General features: G+C 56.4%; 14 protein-coding genes and 4 pseudogenes. 12 read left to right on the top strand and 6 right to left on the bottom strand.

What is annotated here, in order from left to right; genetic code table 11:
* Positions 1 to 37: 37 nt before the first annotated feature.
* From CES87_RS17865 to CES87_RS17835, 7 genes and pseudogenes are all read left to right on the top strand, one after another.
* Positions 38 to 1,149 (top strand): annotated as a pseudogene (locus tag CES87_RS17865) (polysaccharide biosynthesis/export family protein).
* Between the two features lie 13 nt (positions 1,150 to 1,162).
* On the top strand, positions 1,163 to 1,822 hold the full coding sequence (locus CES87_RS17860; RefSeq protein ID WP_128607160.1) for a YjbF family lipoprotein: 660 nt from the start codon (positions 1,163 to 1,165) through the stop codon (positions 1,820 to 1,822).
* Positions 1,819 to 2,585 (top strand): annotated as a pseudogene (locus CES87_RS17855) (capsule biosynthesis GfcC family protein). Before CES87_RS17860 ends, CES87_RS17855 begins: the two are co-directional and overlap by 4 nt.
* On the top strand, positions 2,582 to 4,666 hold the full coding sequence (locus CES87_RS17850) for a YjbH domain-containing protein (RefSeq protein ID WP_128607159.1): 2,085 nt from the start codon (positions 2,582 to 2,584) through the stop codon (positions 4,664 to 4,666). The pseudogene CES87_RS17855 and the gene CES87_RS17850 overlap by 4 nt, the downstream one beginning before the upstream one ends.
* A complete protein-coding gene (locus tag CES87_RS17845) occupies positions 4,663 to 5,025 on the top strand; it encodes a VanZ family protein (RefSeq protein ID WP_128607158.1) in 363 nt (120 codons plus the stop codon). The genes CES87_RS17850 and CES87_RS17845 overlap by 4 nt, the downstream gene beginning before the upstream one ends.
* An 84-nt stretch (positions 5,026 to 5,109) precedes the next feature.
* Complete coding sequence (galU, locus tag CES87_RS17840) at positions 5,110 to 5,943, top strand: UTP--glucose-1-phosphate uridylyltransferase GalU (RefSeq protein ID WP_128607157.1); 834 nt, start codon at positions 5,110 to 5,112, stop codon at positions 5,941 to 5,943.
* Positions 5,944 to 6,395: 452 nt separating this feature from the next.
* Positions 6,396 to 6,671 (top strand): hypothetical protein, encoded by a 276-nt coding sequence (locus CES87_RS17835; protein WP_128607156.1) that lies wholly within the window; start codon positions 6,396 to 6,398, stop codon positions 6,669 to 6,671.
* On the opposite strand, the gene CES87_RS17830 is transcribed toward CES87_RS17835, so the two are convergent.
* Together CES87_RS17830 and CES87_RS17825 are read right to left on the bottom strand one after the other, a co-directional pair.
* Positions 6,660 to 7,289 (bottom strand): hypothetical protein, encoded by a 630-nt coding sequence (locus CES87_RS17830; RefSeq protein WP_371858223.1) that lies wholly within the window; start codon positions 7,287 to 7,289, stop codon positions 6,660 to 6,662. The genes CES87_RS17835 and CES87_RS17830 overlap by 12 nt on opposite strands.
* A gap of 67 nt (positions 7,290 to 7,356) precedes the next feature.
* On the bottom strand, positions 7,357 to 7,725 hold the full coding sequence (locus CES87_RS17825; RefSeq protein ID WP_128607155.1) for a hypothetical protein: 369 nt from the start codon (positions 7,723 to 7,725) through the stop codon (positions 7,357 to 7,359).
* Between the two features lie 469 nt (positions 7,726 to 8,194).
* On the opposite strand from CES87_RS17825, the gene tal reads away from it, so the two are divergent.
* The 3 genes and pseudogenes from tal to CES87_RS17810 all read left to right on the top strand — a co-directional run.
* Positions 8,195 to 9,121, top strand: a complete 927-nt coding sequence (tal, locus tag CES87_RS17820) for a transaldolase (protein ID WP_128607154.1) — start codon at positions 8,195 to 8,197, stop codon at positions 9,119 to 9,121.
* Positions 9,122 to 9,447: 326 nt separating this feature from the next.
* Positions 9,448 to 9,693, top strand: a pseudogene (locus CES87_RS17815) (transaldolase family protein); the annotation flags it as partial.
* 326 nt (positions 9,694 to 10,019) lie between these two features.
* A pseudogene (locus tag CES87_RS17810) lies at positions 10,020 to 10,265 on the top strand (transaldolase family protein); the annotation flags it as partial.
* Positions 10,266 to 10,542: 277 nt separating this feature from the next.
* Here the strand turns inward: CES87_RS17810 and rssC are convergent.
* The 3 genes from rssC to CES87_RS17795 form a co-directional block, all read right to left on the bottom strand.
* On the bottom strand, positions 10,543 to 11,025 hold the full coding sequence (gene rssC, locus CES87_RS17805; RefSeq protein WP_096512627.1) for an anti-sigma factor antagonist RssC: 483 nt from the start codon (positions 11,023 to 11,025) through the stop codon (positions 10,543 to 10,545).
* Positions 11,025 to 12,206 (bottom strand): two-component system response regulator RssB, encoded by a 1,182-nt coding sequence (rssB, locus tag CES87_RS17800; protein ID WP_128607153.1) that lies wholly within the window; start codon positions 12,204 to 12,206, stop codon positions 11,025 to 11,027. Before rssB ends, rssC begins: the two co-directional genes overlap by 1 nt.
* 330 nt (positions 12,207 to 12,536) lie before the next feature.
* Entirely contained in the window at positions 12,537 to 13,226 is a 690-nt protein-coding gene (locus CES87_RS17795; RefSeq protein WP_128607152.1) for a VacJ family lipoprotein, read from the bottom strand.
* A 201-nt stretch (positions 13,227 to 13,427) separates the two neighbouring features.
* On the opposite strand from CES87_RS17795, the gene CES87_RS17790 reads away from it, so the two are divergent.
* Positions 13,428 to 14,066, top strand: a complete 639-nt coding sequence (locus CES87_RS17790; RefSeq protein WP_128607151.1) for an HAD family phosphatase — start codon at positions 13,428 to 13,430, stop codon at positions 14,064 to 14,066.
* Positions 14,067 to 14,192: 126 nt separating this feature from the next.
* On the top strand, positions 14,193 to 14,456 hold the full coding sequence (locus tag CES87_RS17785) for a DUF4404 family protein (RefSeq protein WP_128607150.1): 264 nt from the start codon (positions 14,193 to 14,195) through the stop codon (positions 14,454 to 14,456).
* A 108-nt stretch (positions 14,457 to 14,564) separates the two neighbouring features.
* Here the strand turns inward: CES87_RS17785 and queF are convergent, their stop codons facing one another.
* On the bottom strand, positions 14,565 to 15,395 hold the full coding sequence (gene queF / locus CES87_RS17780) for an NADPH-dependent 7-cyano-7-deazaguanine reductase QueF (protein WP_128607149.1): 831 nt from the start codon (positions 15,393 to 15,395) through the stop codon (positions 14,565 to 14,567).
* Positions 15,396 to 15,400: the final 5 nt, after the last annotated feature.

Raw genomic sequence — 15,400 nt, 5'->3', positions numbered from 1 at the left:
TGGTTTTAACGTGTTCCCTCCACAAGTGTCCCCTATGATGATTCGTAGTTTGTCGCTCGCTGTGCTTGCAGGCGTTGCCCTGCAAGGCTGTATGTTCTCGCCCGGTCAACACCTGGATACCAGTCAGGTCGGTCGTGATGGCTCACCGGAAAGCAGTCGGGTCGAGTTGATTCCGATAACGCCCAAACTGATTGCCCAGAACGCGGCGACAAAAGTGAATACCTCGGTGCCAGCCGAGTTGCTGGCGTTCAAGCCGGGGGCTTACCGGATTGGCGCCAACGATGTGCTGTATATCACCGTGTGGGACCATCCAGAGTTGACTGCACCCTCGGGGCCACAGCAGCAAATTGACGCTAACGGACGTCTTGTACGCCCGGACGGCACTATGTTTTACCCCTATGTCGGCAATATTCAAGCCGCGGGTAAAACCATTGAAGAGCTGCGCTCGGTTATCTCCCAGCACCTTGCACAGTTTGTCGACAGCCCTCAAGTCGACTTGAGTGTTTTACGTTTCGCCAGCCAAAGGATCGTCCTTTCCGGTGCCGTTTTGAAAGCGGGTCCACAGCCCATCACTACTTCGCCGCTCAGTGTCGTCGAAGCTGTCGGTGCTGCCACTGTCGACCCATTGAATGCCGACCTCGCCGGACTGACGCTGACCCGGGACGGACGTGAGTATCCGCTGGACCTGGACTCGCTCAACAGCAAAGGCTCGCAGTTGCAAAACGTCTATTTGAAAGACGGCGATCAGTTGTACCTTCCTACAATGACCGGAAAAAGATCTACGTCATGGGTGAGGTCAACCAGCCTCGGGCGCTCACGTTCAAAATCAACCACATGAATCTGGCGGATGCGATCGGAACGGTCGGTGGACTGAGCCAGACCACGTCCAACGGCAATGCGCTGTATGTCATTCGGGGTGCGGAAAACATTGAAACCGAGCCGGCAAAAGTCTTTCAGCTGGACGCCGAATCGCCTATTGCTTTTGCCCTCGCCAGCCGCTTCGATCTGCAACCCCAGGACATTGTCTACGTCGGCCCTGCAGGCGTGACCCGCTGGAACCGCTTGATCAGCCAGTTGGTACCATCGGCCGTTATCGTGGGTACTGGAGCGGCGGCTCAAAACAATCTCAGTGAAGCCAGCAGTCGATAAGGTTTGAGCCGCTTTGAAAACTTTGCGTAACAGCGCATGCCTGGCGGTGGGTTTACTGCTGTGTGGCTGCAATCCGTTGATGCAGGCGTCCCTGGATACCTTTAAAGACTCCGTGCTGGGCGTTCGACCACTGGAAGTGACTGCGGCGCAAGTGGAGGCCGTGCCCTATGCGCAGATCAAGGTCACCACGGACGCCAGCGAAGGTGTGTTAGCGAAACTTCGCCAGCAGGGCGACCTGGAGTTCTGGGTCGCCTCCGGCAAGCAGGTGTTGTTGATGCGCGATGGTCTGGTCGTGCGCACCGTCGGCCTGGGCGTCAATCTCGATGGCACCCGCTTCGACGGTGATTCGCCGTTCAAGCTTGGCTTGCAGCGATTGCCAGATGGTTACAGCAGCACCCGCTGGATAGATCTCTATCAGGGTCCGCGGGTCGGGCTGACGGTCAACAGTCGTTTCAGTCGAGAGTCCATCGAAACCGTCACCATCCTGAACAAGGACTATGCGTTGCAGCGCATAGACGAACGCATTGACATACCCGAGTTGGGATTCAAGGCCACCAACCGTTTTTGGGTCAGGCCTGACGATGGCTTGATCCTGCAGAGCGAACAACATCTCACGCCGGAACTTTTCTTGAAGATTGTGCAATTGCGCCCTGACCGGGAGACGGCTCGGTGAGATATTCAAAAATGCTGTCGGCTTGCCTGTTGCTGGCCAGTTCTGCAATGACTCAGGCCGCTGTCACGGTCACGGGTGATGTACAAAACGCCGGTTCCTTCACGTTCGTGCCAGGTGCACGCTTGCTCGATGCCGTCAGCCAGGCACAGCCGAACGCCGAAAGTTACTGGCTGGCCGCCGCTTGGCTGCACCAGCCATTGTTGGAGCAGCAAACCCGACTTAAAGCTGGGGTGCTGTTCGATCTGAAGATGCTGCAACGCGGTGCCTTGCTGGAAGAAAAAAGCAGCCTTGCGGCCCTGGCTGCGCGCCTGTTTGAAGAGGTCAGCCGACTACGCGTCACCGGCCGAAGAGTCGCGGTGCTCGACCCTGTGGCGCTGGAGGTCGCGTTCGCCCGCAATTACTCGCTCAATGACGGCGACCAGCTGATTTACCCCCGACGCCCGACTACGGTCACTGTCCTGGGCGCAGTGGAAAACCCTGCACGCTGCCTTATCGCGCCCTGCAACCAGCCCATGAATATCTCAAAAGCTGTCTGCCGGTGAGCGACGCAGATACCGATTACTTGTGGTTGATTCAGCCCAACGGCCAGGTCAAGCGAGTCGGCATCGCCGCCTGGAACCGCGAAGATGGGATATTTGCCGCTGCGGGCAGCATGATTTTGGTGCCCGTGCGAAACGATAATCCGGATCTACCCACACCCGATTTGAACGAGCAGCTGGCTCAGTTTCTCGCCACCCAACCGCTGCCCGAGGTGGCCCCTTGAAGTTACGTTTTGCCGCCGTAGTGTTGTTGCCCTACAGTTTGGCTCATGGCGAGCCGCGCTTTACCCAGAATGATTTCGGTGGCGTGGGTTTGTTGCAAACCCCTACCGCACGGATGGCGCCAGCCGGTGAATTCAGCTTGAACGCCAACCGCACAGACCCTTATTCCCGCTATAGCATTTCAGTCCAGCCCCTTGATTGGCTGGAAGGTACTTTCCGTTATACCTCCATCGGCAATCATAAATACGGGACCGAGGCACTCAGTGGCGACCAGACCTATAAAGACAAGGCGGTCGATGTCAAAGCCCGCCTCTGGCAAGAAAGCCATTGGCTGCCCGAGGTCGCGCTCGGTTTTCGCGATGTCGGGGGTACCGGCCTGTTTTCCAGCGAATACTTTGTGGCGAACAAACGTTACTACAATCTGGATTTCAGCCTGGGCGTTGCTTGGGGCTACATCGGTAACCGGGGGGATTTCGACAACCCGCTGGGGCACATCGACTCGCGCTTTGATACACGCCCGGTAAAAACCGGCGCGGACGCGGGCGACGTCAATACCAACTCGTATTTTCGAGGCTCGCCCGCGTTGTTTGGCGGTGTGGCCTATCAGACGCCCTGGGCCCCCTTGAGCGTGAAACTCGAGTTCGACGGTAACGACTACAAGCACGAGCCGCTGAACAGTAGCCAGAAGCAGGACTCGCCCATAAACCTCGGGGCGGTCTACAAGCTCAGCGACTCTGTCGATTTGACCGCGGGTTGGGAGCGCGGCAATACCGCGTTGTTCGGCATCACTTTGCATACCAATTTCGCCAGCCGCAAGGCGCCGGCCAAGCGCTACGATCCCGCTGTCGAAGTGCTTCCGGCACGCGCGCCGACTACGCCGCTCGATCAGGTCGACTGGGCCGGGGTTTCCAAACGACTCGAAAACAACGCAGGTTATAAGGTCGAGCGCATTGCTCAGCGCGATTCCGAGCTGATTGTGTATGGCGAGCAGTCGCGCTATTTCTACTCGGCTAAAGGCGTGGGCCGGGCCAGCCGGATTCTGGACAACAGCGCGAATGACGAAATCGACTGGTTCACGGTGGTGAACAAGCGTTACGACATGCCTGTGGAAGAAACCAGTGTGCCGCGCGAAACCTTCCGGGCCGTGGTGAACAACCAGCAAGACCTTACAGACCTGCACCGCACCACCGAATTGAACCGGGCCACGCCACACGTTGAAAACACTCTGTACACCCAGGCACTCGAACCTTTTACCTATGGTTTAGGCTTGGGTTACAAGCAAAACATTGGTGGTCCTGACGGTTTGCTGTACCAGCTGACCGCTGATGTGGACGCAGAATACCGCTTTACCCGCAACACGTGGACAAGTGGGGTTATCAGCACCAATCTGCTGAACAACTTCGATAAGTTCAAGTACGACGCGCCGAGCAACCTGCCCCGAGTGCGGACTGATTTGCGCAAGTACGTCATCACCTCAGACGTAACAATGCCGACCTTTCAGCTCAACCATGCCAAGCAGCTGGATCAAGACTTGTATGGCATGGTGTATGGCGGTTATCTGGAGTCCATGTTCGCCGGGGTCGGCGGTGAATTGCTGTACCGCCCCATGGGCGAGCGCTGGGCCTTGGGTGCTGATTTGAACTATGTACGCCAGCGTGACTTTGACCAGGGTTTTGGTCTGCGCGGATATAAGACCGTGACCGGTCATATCACCACCTACACAGAACTGCCGTTCGACTTGCAGGGAGCGATCAGTGTTGGGCGTTATCTGGCGCGCGATTGGGGTACCACAATCGATCTGTCGCATGAGTTCAGTAATGGCGTGAAGTTCGGTGGCTGGGTCACCCGCACCACGGTCTCGAAAGAAGAGTACGGTGAGGGTAGCTTCGACAAAGGTATTTATATCTCGGTCCCTTTCGACGAATTGATGAGCGTTTCGACGATGCGTCGCGCCAACTTGGTCTGGGCTCCGTTGACCCGCGATGGTGGCGCGCGTCTTAACCGCCAGTATTCGCTGCACACCATGACCGATGGCCGCAACAGCGATGCATTCTATAAAAACTTCGAGAAAATCACCGAATGAGTACGTTGCTCCTGGGTCTCACGCAACTTCCCCTCTGGATACGTACTCTGTTTTTCATCACCGTTGCTGTGGTCTTGCTGACTGCCGGGTTACGAGCGCAACCGATTCCCGAAGCCTTTGCCCAGGAAGACAAGCTGCATCATTTGGTTGGTTTTCTCGCGTTGTCTTTTAGTTGCCGGCTGGCTTTCCTGCGGGTCAAGTTGCACTGGATCGCCTTGGGTTGCCTGCTGACGGGGATCCTTATCGAATATGCACAAGGACTGATGCCGCTGCGCACTGCATCACCTTACGACGCCTTGGCGAATGCCTTTGGTGTGTTGATCGGCTTGATGATTGCTTGGCGCTGGATGCGCCATTAATCGTAAGCAAGATGACTTAAAACAATAATTAAAAGCTCTTTTCCGTTACACACATCTCTATCGGCGATCTAACAGGACCCCTACATGATCCGTAAATGCCTATTCCCCGCAGCCGGCTACGGCACTCGCTTTCTGCCTGCCACAAAGGCAATGCCTAAGGAAATGCTGCCGGTTGTGAATAAACCTCTGATCCAGTACGGCGTAGAGGAAGCTCGGGATGCGGGCCTTCAGCATATGGCGATCGTTACCGGTCGTGGCAAACGGGCTTTGGAGGATCACTTCGATATCAGCTACGAGCTGGAACACCAGATTCGCGGCAGTGAAAAGGAAAAATTCCTGGCGAGCACTCGCGAGCTGATGGAGACGTGCACGTTCTCTTACACCCGTCAGGTGGAGATGAAGGGGCTGGGGCATGCGATTCTTTCTGGCCGTCCGTTGATTGGTGACGAACCTTTTGCGGTCGTCCTGGCTGACGACCTGTGTTTGAACATTGGCGGCGATGGTGTGCTGTCTCAGATGATCGCACTCTATAAGCAGTTCCGCTGTTCGATTGTGGCGATCCAGGAAGTGCCCAACGATCAGACACATAAGTACGGGATTATCGCTGGCGAGCAGATTCGCGAAGGTATTTATCGGGTCAACAGCATGGTTGAAAAGCCTAAGCCGGAAGATGCTCCGTCCAATCTGGCGATTATTGGCCGTTATATTCTGACGGCCGATATCTTTGACCTGATTGCCGATACCGAGCCCGGCAAGGGCGGTGAAATCCAGATTACTGATGCGTTGATGAAGCAGGCGCAGAGTGGCTGTGTGCTGGCTTATAAATTCGAAGGTAATCGTTTCGACTGCGGCGGAGCGGAAGGCTACATCGACGCTACCAATTTCTGTTATGAGAATTTGTATAAGAAAGGCCTGTAATCTAATACCGATCAGTTAAGCCAAACACAACCGGTAGCAGCTGGCGAAGCCTGCGTTCGGCTGTGCAGCAGTCGTAAAACCTGCGCGTGCGGTTTTCCTGAAACACCGCGTAGCCTGATTTCACGACTGCTGCGCAGCCGAACGCAGGCTTCGCCAGCTGCTACACGATGCGTGTTACGGCTTAACTGATCGGCATTAGGCCTGTAAACGGTATTTTTCAGCTCTTGGGTGCCGCGTTTCTGGGCGGCCATAAACCTTGTGCAAGGCAGACCGCTATGAACGCTTCCAGATCACCAATCGACGCTGTCTATAAATCGCTCACCGAGGGCAATAGTGGATTGATGGCCTGGTTGCGGACGCACGAAAGAGCTCCCTCCCCCACTTCACCTCAACCAAGGTTGTTGGTGGAGCGGATCGGGCTGTTTCCTTCCTCAGGGGAAATTGGCTGCGCAGTGCGTAATCCGATTGCCGTGCTGGAGCATCTTCGGTCGCTGTATGCCAGTAAAGCGCTGGACGCGGACGACAGTGACGGTCTATGCCTGACGTTCGCGCAATGGCGCTTCAAGGTTCAGCTCTCGCAGACTCAGGCGGAAATCCTGCTGAACGTTGAGAGTCGTGGCGATGTTGCGCTGATGCAGTTGAAAACCGCAGAACTGCTGGCTCGGATCGATGAGATTAGTACAGCCCTCTCGGCGCGAATCGCAATCAGCCAACGTCTACAACCGTGACGGCTCACCAGACGTGCGCCAATGAGGCCGCGTAAACGCCTTTTCAGCCCCCGACAAAGTCACTGCAACCGAGTTCAAGACACCCTCAGCCGTGTACTTCGGAATACTCGTACTCAACACGATGACCACGAGCCCCAGTGCGAGGACCGGCATGGGAATTTTGCGGATTTGCTTTTTCTCCAGCCTGAAAAGAAATACACAGGCCGCAGCTGATCCCACAACCGCCCCGGCAATGGCTTCCGACAGTGGATGAATCGACTGCGCGACATACTGGATACTGAACCACCAGGTCGACAGCAGCCCCGCACCCAGTGCCAGCCATCGAAGGCGATGATCCAGCTGGCGCAGTAGCAAACTCAATACAACGGTCGACACCAGGCAGGCGTTCATCGCGTGGCCGCTGATGACCGCGATATCCAGACTTTCCAGGCCAATTCCCCAGCCCTTGAAAAGCACTTTACTGAGACCGACGACAAAATAGGCTACGGACAGTACGCCTAGCCATACGAGGGCGAGTTTTCTTGATGCAGTGCTCCACAACCAACCGGCAACCACCAGCGCTGCCGGGAGCATGACGGTGATGCCGGCGAATTGAGCAATGTACAGTCTTGACTCCAATCTACTTCCTCACGTCTCGCGCAGACTTCTAGTGTTTTGGATATGACATGTGCTCAGCAGGCAAAATTCAGTGATCCACAAAGCACTTTAGCCGTTTCTCTACGACGGCGACCGAATAACTCGCTACGTGCATCGCCAGCCCCTCCTCCACCAGCGCCTCGAGCAAGGCAGCTTGTGCCGCGAAGCGCTCGTCGCGGTTGAGCTTTCGAGCAGCGTGCATCTGATCGATCAATACATGAGTCACTTGATAAGGAGTGTTGGCTCGCAGGCGCCCCAGCCAGACGGGAAGTTTTTGTGTGGTTTTAGTTTGTCTGAGATCCATTACGCCCGTGGTCTTATCCGAAGAGGAGCTGTTGGAAACTTCCAGGACCTCTTCAAACACGTCGGTTAATTTTTTTAGTGCGTAGCCAAGCATCAAATCATCAAATGCATCCAATAACATATACCTCTTCACTGTGTGAAGTCGTTTCTACCAAGCGCAGATTCACAATTATCACACTACACTTTATTCGATACATGTATTGGACGTATTCTAACGATCGCACCCTTAGCAAATAACATATGATTACGCGCCGATTAACCACCAAGGATTTAATTGACTATTTATAACAATTACTAAGACAACTACCAAACTAGTTAAACTTCAACCCTATCGGAAATACAAGTAACTATTGCGACAGTTAGCAAAAAACCCTGGAGCCAGATGATCTGATTGCAAGGGCGCTAACCGTCAGATGAGTTGAACCTGTGCGCCCGCCTGGCATCCTAACTACCGATACCGTGCTCCACCTTTCAAACACCTGTTTTCAGGTTGTTGCCCCCGGAGCCATCGATACACGTACACGCCCTTGAGTGGCTGTCAGCGCTCGGGTAATGTCATTAGACCCATAGGACAGAGCACGCCCATGACTTCCAAGCTGGAACAACTCAAACAAATCACCACCGTGGTTGCCGACACTGGCGACTTCGAAGCGATCGCTCGCGTTAAACCGGTGGACGCTACTACCAACCCTTCCCTGCTGCTCAAGGCAGCGGCCCTTCCTGCTTATGCCGAGTTGCTCAACACTTGCGTTCACGACTGCAAGGGCGATGTGGGCCTGGCTAGCGACCGATTTGGCGTCGCGGTGGGACAGGAAATCCTCAAAGTGATCCCGGGCCGCATTTCCACCGAAGTGGATGCTCGCCTGTCGTTCGACACTGATGCCGTATTGAAGCGCGCGCATCGTCTGATCGAGCTGTACGAAAAGGCCGGCATTGGCCGCGACCGCGTGCTGATCAAGATCGCCTCCACCTGGGAAGGCATCCGCGCTGCCGAAGTCCTGGAAAAGGAAGGCATCCAGACCAACCTGACCCTGCTGTTCTCCTTCGCTCAAGCTGCCGCTTGTGCTGACGCCGGGGTATTCCTGATTTCGCCTTTCGTGGGCCGTATTTACGACTGGTACAAGAAAGCCACTGGCAATGAGTACACCGGCGCGGATGATCCGGGCGTGCAATCGGTGACCCGCATCTACAACTACTACAAGGCCAACGATTACAAAACCGTGGTGATGGGCGCCAGTTTCCGTAACTTGAGTCAGATCGAGCATCTGGCCGGTTGTGACCGACTGACCATCAGCCCGGACCTGATCGATAAGCTGGCGGCCGACACCGGCAAGCTGGAGCGCAAACTGGCGCCGGGCCACGCCGGTGAAGCGCGCTTGAACCTCAATGAAGCGCAGTTCCGCTGGTTGTCCAACGAGGACGCCATGGCAACCGAGAAACTGGCTGAAGGGATTCGTCAGTTTGCCCGGGACCAGGAAAAGCTTGAGGCGTTGCTGCAGGCCAAGCTGTGATCTGAGTAGCTGGAATGCAAAAAGGGCGAACCTTGGTGGGTTCGCCCTTTTTTGTGTTTGCTGTGCAACGGGTTGGCTTCGCGCTAGAAGATGTGGAGATTGGGCGGACGCCTTCGCGAGCAAGCCCGCTCCCACAGGTGATGCATCTTCCTGTAGGAGCGAGCTTGCTCGCGATGAACCTGAGAGCACCACGGGGTGCCAGGTTTCCCTCGTCATCGTTCACGACCTTCGCGAGCAAGCTCGCTCCTACAAAAGCGGCGTCAAGTGATTCAAGGAATCAATGCCGCTCCAACGCATTCACCAGATCATGAAACGCTTCACGATTGGTGACCCGCATCTACAACTACTACAAGGCCAACGATTACAAAACTGTGGTGATGGGCGCTACCGGCAAGCTGGAGCGCAAACTGGCGCCGGGCCACGCCGGCGAAGCGCGCTTGAACCTCAATGAAGCGCAGTTCCGCTGGTTGTCCAACGAAGACGCCATGGCGACCGAGAAACTGGCTGAAGGGATTCGTCAGTTTGCCCGGGACCAGGAAAAGCTTGAGGCGTTGCTGCAGGCCAAGCTGTGATCTGAATAGCTGGAATGCAAAAAGGGCGAACCTTGGTGGGTTCGCCCTTTTTTGTGTTTGCTGTGCAACGGGTTGGCTTCGCGCTAGAAGATGTGGAGATTGGGCGGACGCCTTCGCGAGCAAGCTCGCTCCTACAGGTGATGCATCTTCCTGTAGGAGCGAGCTTGCTCGCGATGAACCTGAGAGCACCACGGGGTGCCAGGTTTCCCTCGTCATCGTTGACGACCATCGCGAGCGTGCTCGCTCCTACAAAAGCGGCGTCAAGTGACGCAGGGAATCAATGCCGCTCCAGCGCATTCACCAGATCATGAAACGCTTCACGATTGGTGACCCGCATCTACAACTACTACAAGGCCAACGATTACAAAACTGTGGTGATGGGCGCTGCCGGCAAGCTGGAGCGCAAACTGGCGCCGGGCCACGCCGGTGAAACGCGCTTGAACCTTAATGAAGCGCAGTTCCGCTGGTTGTCCAACGAGGACGCCATGGCAACCGAGAAACTGGCTGAAGGGATTCGTCAGTTTGCCCGGGACCAGGAAAAGCTTGAGGCGTTGCTGCAGGCCAAGCTGTGATCTGAGTAGCTGGAATGCAAAAAGGGCGAACCTTGTCGGGTTCGCCCTTTTTTGTGTCTGCTGTGCAACGGGTTGGCTTCGCGCTAGAAGATGTGGAGATTGGGCGGACGCCTTCGCGAGCAAGCCCGCTCCCACAGGTGATGCATTTTCCTGTAGGAGCGAGCTTGCTCGCGATGAACCTGAGAGCACCACGGGGTGCCAGGTTTCCCTCGTCATCGTTCACGACCTTCGCGAGCAAGCTCGCTCCTACAAAAGCGGCGTCAAGTGATTCAAGGAATCAATGCCGCTCCAGCGCATTCACCAGATCATGAAACGCTTCACGATTGGAGTCGTTCAGGCCCATGAGGATCTTGTGCGCTTCAAGCACCTTGATCCGCACCACTTCTTCGGACTGATCCTGATCCGGCAAGTCGTCCAGGCATTCCGGGCACGCCACAGGCTGATCAACGATGTTGAACACTTGCTCGAAGCCCATGGACTGCAGCAGACGGGTGATGTCCTCGTGGGTGGTGACGACGGTCGGCAGCAGGCCGACCTTTTGCCGCGACAGGATCGACAGTTTGGCCAGCAAGCCAAGGGTCGTGCTGTCGATGCTGCGGGTTTCGGTCAAATCAATCACGATCGCGTTGAAATTCATCGCGGTGAAGATTTTCTCAATAGTCGCATCCAACGCCGAACACAGGGTCAGGCGAACTTCACCGACGAACTTGAGGACGAAGGTGCCGTCCTGCTCGGCGAACTGGATTCTACCAGTACTCATTAAAGATTCCTGCTCAACACCAACAGGGCGATATCATCCGGCATCTCCCCTAGCGTGGCCAATCCGAAAACCTGCCGCAGACCATCCAGGCTGCCGCCCGCTGACTTGACCCGTTGGGGCAACGCAGCTTCTTTTTCTTTGAGTGTTGGTTCTGGCAAAAGGTCCAGTATGCCATCAGACATCAGCGTCAGGCTGAACGTCGGCGGCAGTTCCAGTACGTGGTCTTCGTAGGTGGCTTCATTGAAGAGGCCCACCGGCAGGCCACGCCCTTCCAGATAACAAACACTGTCGGGTGTGTACAACACAGGCAACGGCAAATGACCGCCGATGCTATAGGTCAACAAACCTGTCTCCTCGTCGATGACTCCACCGACCATTGTGACGTGTTTTCCCAGCTTACAACTGATCAGGCCCCGGTTGATATGACCAAGAACCTCTGAAGGCTTGAATTCCGGCAAGGTACCGCTGCGCTTGGACTCGAACAACAAGCGCGTGGTCATGAATTTCAGCAGCACGGTGACGAAGGCTGAAGAGGCGCCATGACCGGAAACGTCCGCCAGGTAGAACGCAACACGACGCTCGTCGACCCGGAAATAGTCGACAAAATCACCCGACAGGTACAGCGACGGGATGATCTGGTGAGCAAACTTGAACTCGTCGATGGTCCAGGGGCTGACCGGCAGCATGTTCATCTGCACCTGGCGACCGGCGTTCTGGTCTTCCTGGAGCAGGTTCAGGCTGGCCGCCAGCTCGCGATTGGCCTTTTCCAGCTTCTCACGGTAGCGCTGGTTTTCCAGCAGCAGGCGCGCACGATCCAGGGCCCGACGTACAGAGTGCTCAAGCACAGCCAGATCTTCGAGAGGTTTGATCAGGTAGTCCGCTGCGCCCAGACGCAGCGCTTCGACCGCATCGTTCATCACGCCGGCACCCGACACTACGATCACTGGCGTTTGCGGTGACAGCTCGGTGATCTGGCGAATAAGTTCGAGTCCACCCATCTGCGGCATGCGCAGATCGCAGATGACCAAGTCGGGCTTGTCTTGCTCGAATACCTGAAGGCCCTGCTGACCATTGCTGGCCTGCAAGACGCTGAAACCACTGTCTTCCAAATAGGCGGCGAGGCTCGCGCGCACTACTTCGTCATCATCGATTATCAGCAGCGTGGCACTGGTTTTTGGCATGTGGGCAAACGGCGCCAGAATTAGGTTGGCGTAGCGGCTCGGGTTATGGCCCGGCTCACACTACTGGATTCGCTTTCTAGCCTCTCTATTGCACTGTTTTCGAGCATTTGCCCTACTCACATGTACACCAGAGGTGCCCTTCTAAGGCGCAGACGGTACTCCCATCCGCGAGGCGTTTCAAGCTCACACCGATGGTCGCTTGAGCGCCTGCACTCTTCAAATCACCGGGAGTTATAAGAACCGTCAAAACGGTAACTCAATGGAAGGACCGAAGTGGGCGAAAATGAAGAAGGCGGCTCAATGGCCGCCTTCTTCATTTACTGGTCAGGATCAGAAATCGTCTTCGACGTGGCCGTCCTTCACTTTGAATTCACGGTTCTGCAGGTACGCGTTACGAATAAAGGTGTATTTGTCACCTGTGATCAATTTTTCCGAGGACAGCAAGTTCGCGCGGGTATCGACAATGTTCAGACCGAAAACCGAATTACGCACCGGTACGTCGTTGATGTAGCGGTACGGGCCGGTATAACTATCGACGAACTTCGATGGCGCGTCACGCAAGGTACTTGGGCCGAGCAGCGGCAGCATCAGGTACGGACCGCTGCCCATGCCCCAATAACCAAGGGTCTGGCCGAAGTCTTCGTCGTTGCGTTGCAGGCCCATTTTGGTGCCGACGTCGAAGAAGCCCAGCACGCCGAAGGTGGTGTTGAAGATAAAACGTGCAGTGTCGACCCCTGCCGCCGCGGGTTTGGCCTGCAGGATATCGTTGGCGAGGTTGGACACTTCGCCGACGTTGCGGAACATGTTGTGGATGCCGTCTTCCAGGAATTGCGGCGTCACGAACTTATAGCCCTGGGCCAAAGGCTTCAGCGCATAAGTGTCGACCACGTCGTTGAATTGGTAGATCGGGCGGTTGATGCTTTCCCAAGGATCGTCTTCCGAAGCTGCCTGGGCAACGAACGGAACCAGCAGCACGCTGGCGGACACACAAAGCTGAGCTAGATAATTGCTCCAGCGCATAGACAAACTCCTTGGACTGTACCGTCGCCGGGCGCCTGGCCCGACGTAAAGACCGATAGTATAAGACGCAAATGCCATTTTAGGCAGCATCGCTGCGCCTGGGCCTGTGGATGATTGGTGTCAATTGTGAGCGTTTCACATCCATGTCACTCAACTGTCACCGACGATCCTTAGCCTTGAGGCTATTTCAGGGACGTTGACATGCCGCACGCCGAAACTTTGCCTCAAACCGCGCCTAACCTGACCGCCGTGCTGTTCGGTCTCAGTGGTTGCCTGGTGGATTTCGGCGCTCGTACGCGCTTGCTGGGCGACCATTGCGCCGAGCACGCCGAGGCCACGCCTGGCGCCCTCGACAGCCTGCGCAGCTTGCAGCGCCAACAAATACCCTGCGCCTGGCTCGATGAACTGCCCCCTGCCCTCAGCCATTCCCTGGCCCGCACACTGCCGGAATGGATCAAGCCTTCACAACCTTCACAGCCATCGCAACAACCAGCAACAATCCAACCGTGGCCAGCACCGAATGCGTGCTGGCAAGCGCTGATGGCATTGAACGTTGAGCGACTGGATGGCTGTGTGCTGGTCAGCGGCGAACCGCGCTTGCTGCAGGCGGGGCTCAACGCCGGACTATGGACGATCGGATTGGCGTCCTGTGGCTCACTCTGCGGGCTTTCGCCCACGCAATGGCAGGCATTGTCGCAACAGGAGCGGGACATTAAACGCGGCAAGGCAACGGTCCAGCTGTTTGGCCTGGGCGTGCATTCGGTGATTGATCACCTGGGCGAACTCGACACTTGCCTGGCAGATATCCGCCTGCGTCGGCTCAAGGGCGAAAAGCCCTGATCGCCGCCTCACACCTATGAAGGCATGCAGGTTGCGCGGGAGTGGATTAATCTAAAGGTCAGCCATAGATTTTTGCCAGCTGCGCTGCGGTCTATGCCAGTGCCAATCGAGAAAAGGAAGAACGCCATGCCTGCCCGCGAACTGCAAGAACAGCTCAATGCCCTGCGCGAGCAATTGGAACAGAATCCTCCGCTGTCCGAATCAGAGCGCGAGAACCTGCACGAACTGATGCAACAGATCGAACTCAAGCTTGAGCTCGAAACCAAAACCCATGACGCCAGCCTCGCCGATGGCGTCAACCTGGCCGTCGAACGCTTCGAACTCGAACACCCGACCCTTGCCGGCACCCTGCGCAACATCGCGCAAGCCTTGGGTAACATGGGGATCTGAACCCACCGAATGCAATGTAGGAGCAAGCTTGCTCGCGATGGTGTGTCAGTCGACGCCAAGGTAGCTGACACTCCATCGCGAGCAAGCTCACTCCTACAGGGGTTATTCTTATTGGCGGACCAGGCGATGGTTCGGCAGCCGCACTTCTTCAGTGCTGCGATACGGATTGATATCCAACCCGCCACGCCGCACATAGCGCGCATACACCGTCAATTTCTCTGGTTTCAGCAACCGCTGCAGATCAAGGAAAATCCGCTCCACGCACTGTTCATGGAAGTCCGAGTGCTGGCGGAAGCTGACGATGTACTCCAGCAAACTCGCGTGATCCAGCGCCGCGCCGCGGTACTCCACCGCCACGCTGCCCCAGTCCGGCTGACTGGTCACCGGGCAATTGGATTTAAGCAGATGGCTATGCACGCTCTCTTCGACAATGCGCGATTCGTCGCAACGCAGCAGCTCCGGACGCGGATGCTCATAGTTGCTGACGCTGATATCCAGCTCGTCGATGCACACGCCCGGCAATGCCACGACGCCTTCAGCCTCGACATCTTTCAGGCTGCGGATGCGCACGCCGACCGCGTTGCCGGCGGCGGCAGACAGGTCTTTGCACAGCGTCGCTTCCAGGCTCGCGGTGTCGGCAAACGGCGTCTGGTTCAGGGAGTTGAGGTACAGCTTGAACGACTTCGATTCGATGATGTTCGGCGAATCCGCCGGGATGCTGAACTCGCCGATCGCCACAACCGGCTTGCCCGACGGCAACAGCCACGACAGTTCGAAGCAATTCCAGAAGTCCACGCCTTTGTACGGCAACGTTTCAGCCGTCAGGCCCAGCTCGGCCCACTTCGCGGTACGCGGGATCGGAAACAGCAAGGACGGCGTGTATGTGGCGATGTATTCGCTGGACTTGCCCAGCGGCGAATGTTCGGCGGCGGGATGCATGGTGG

Source organism: Pseudomonas sp. ERMR1:02 (assembly GCF_002277815.1).
In the GTDB taxonomy this organism is placed as follows: Bacteria; Pseudomonadota; Gammaproteobacteria; order Pseudomonadales; family Pseudomonadaceae; genus Aquipseudomonas.
This window is presented reverse-complemented; position numbering and strand designations above follow the sequence as displayed.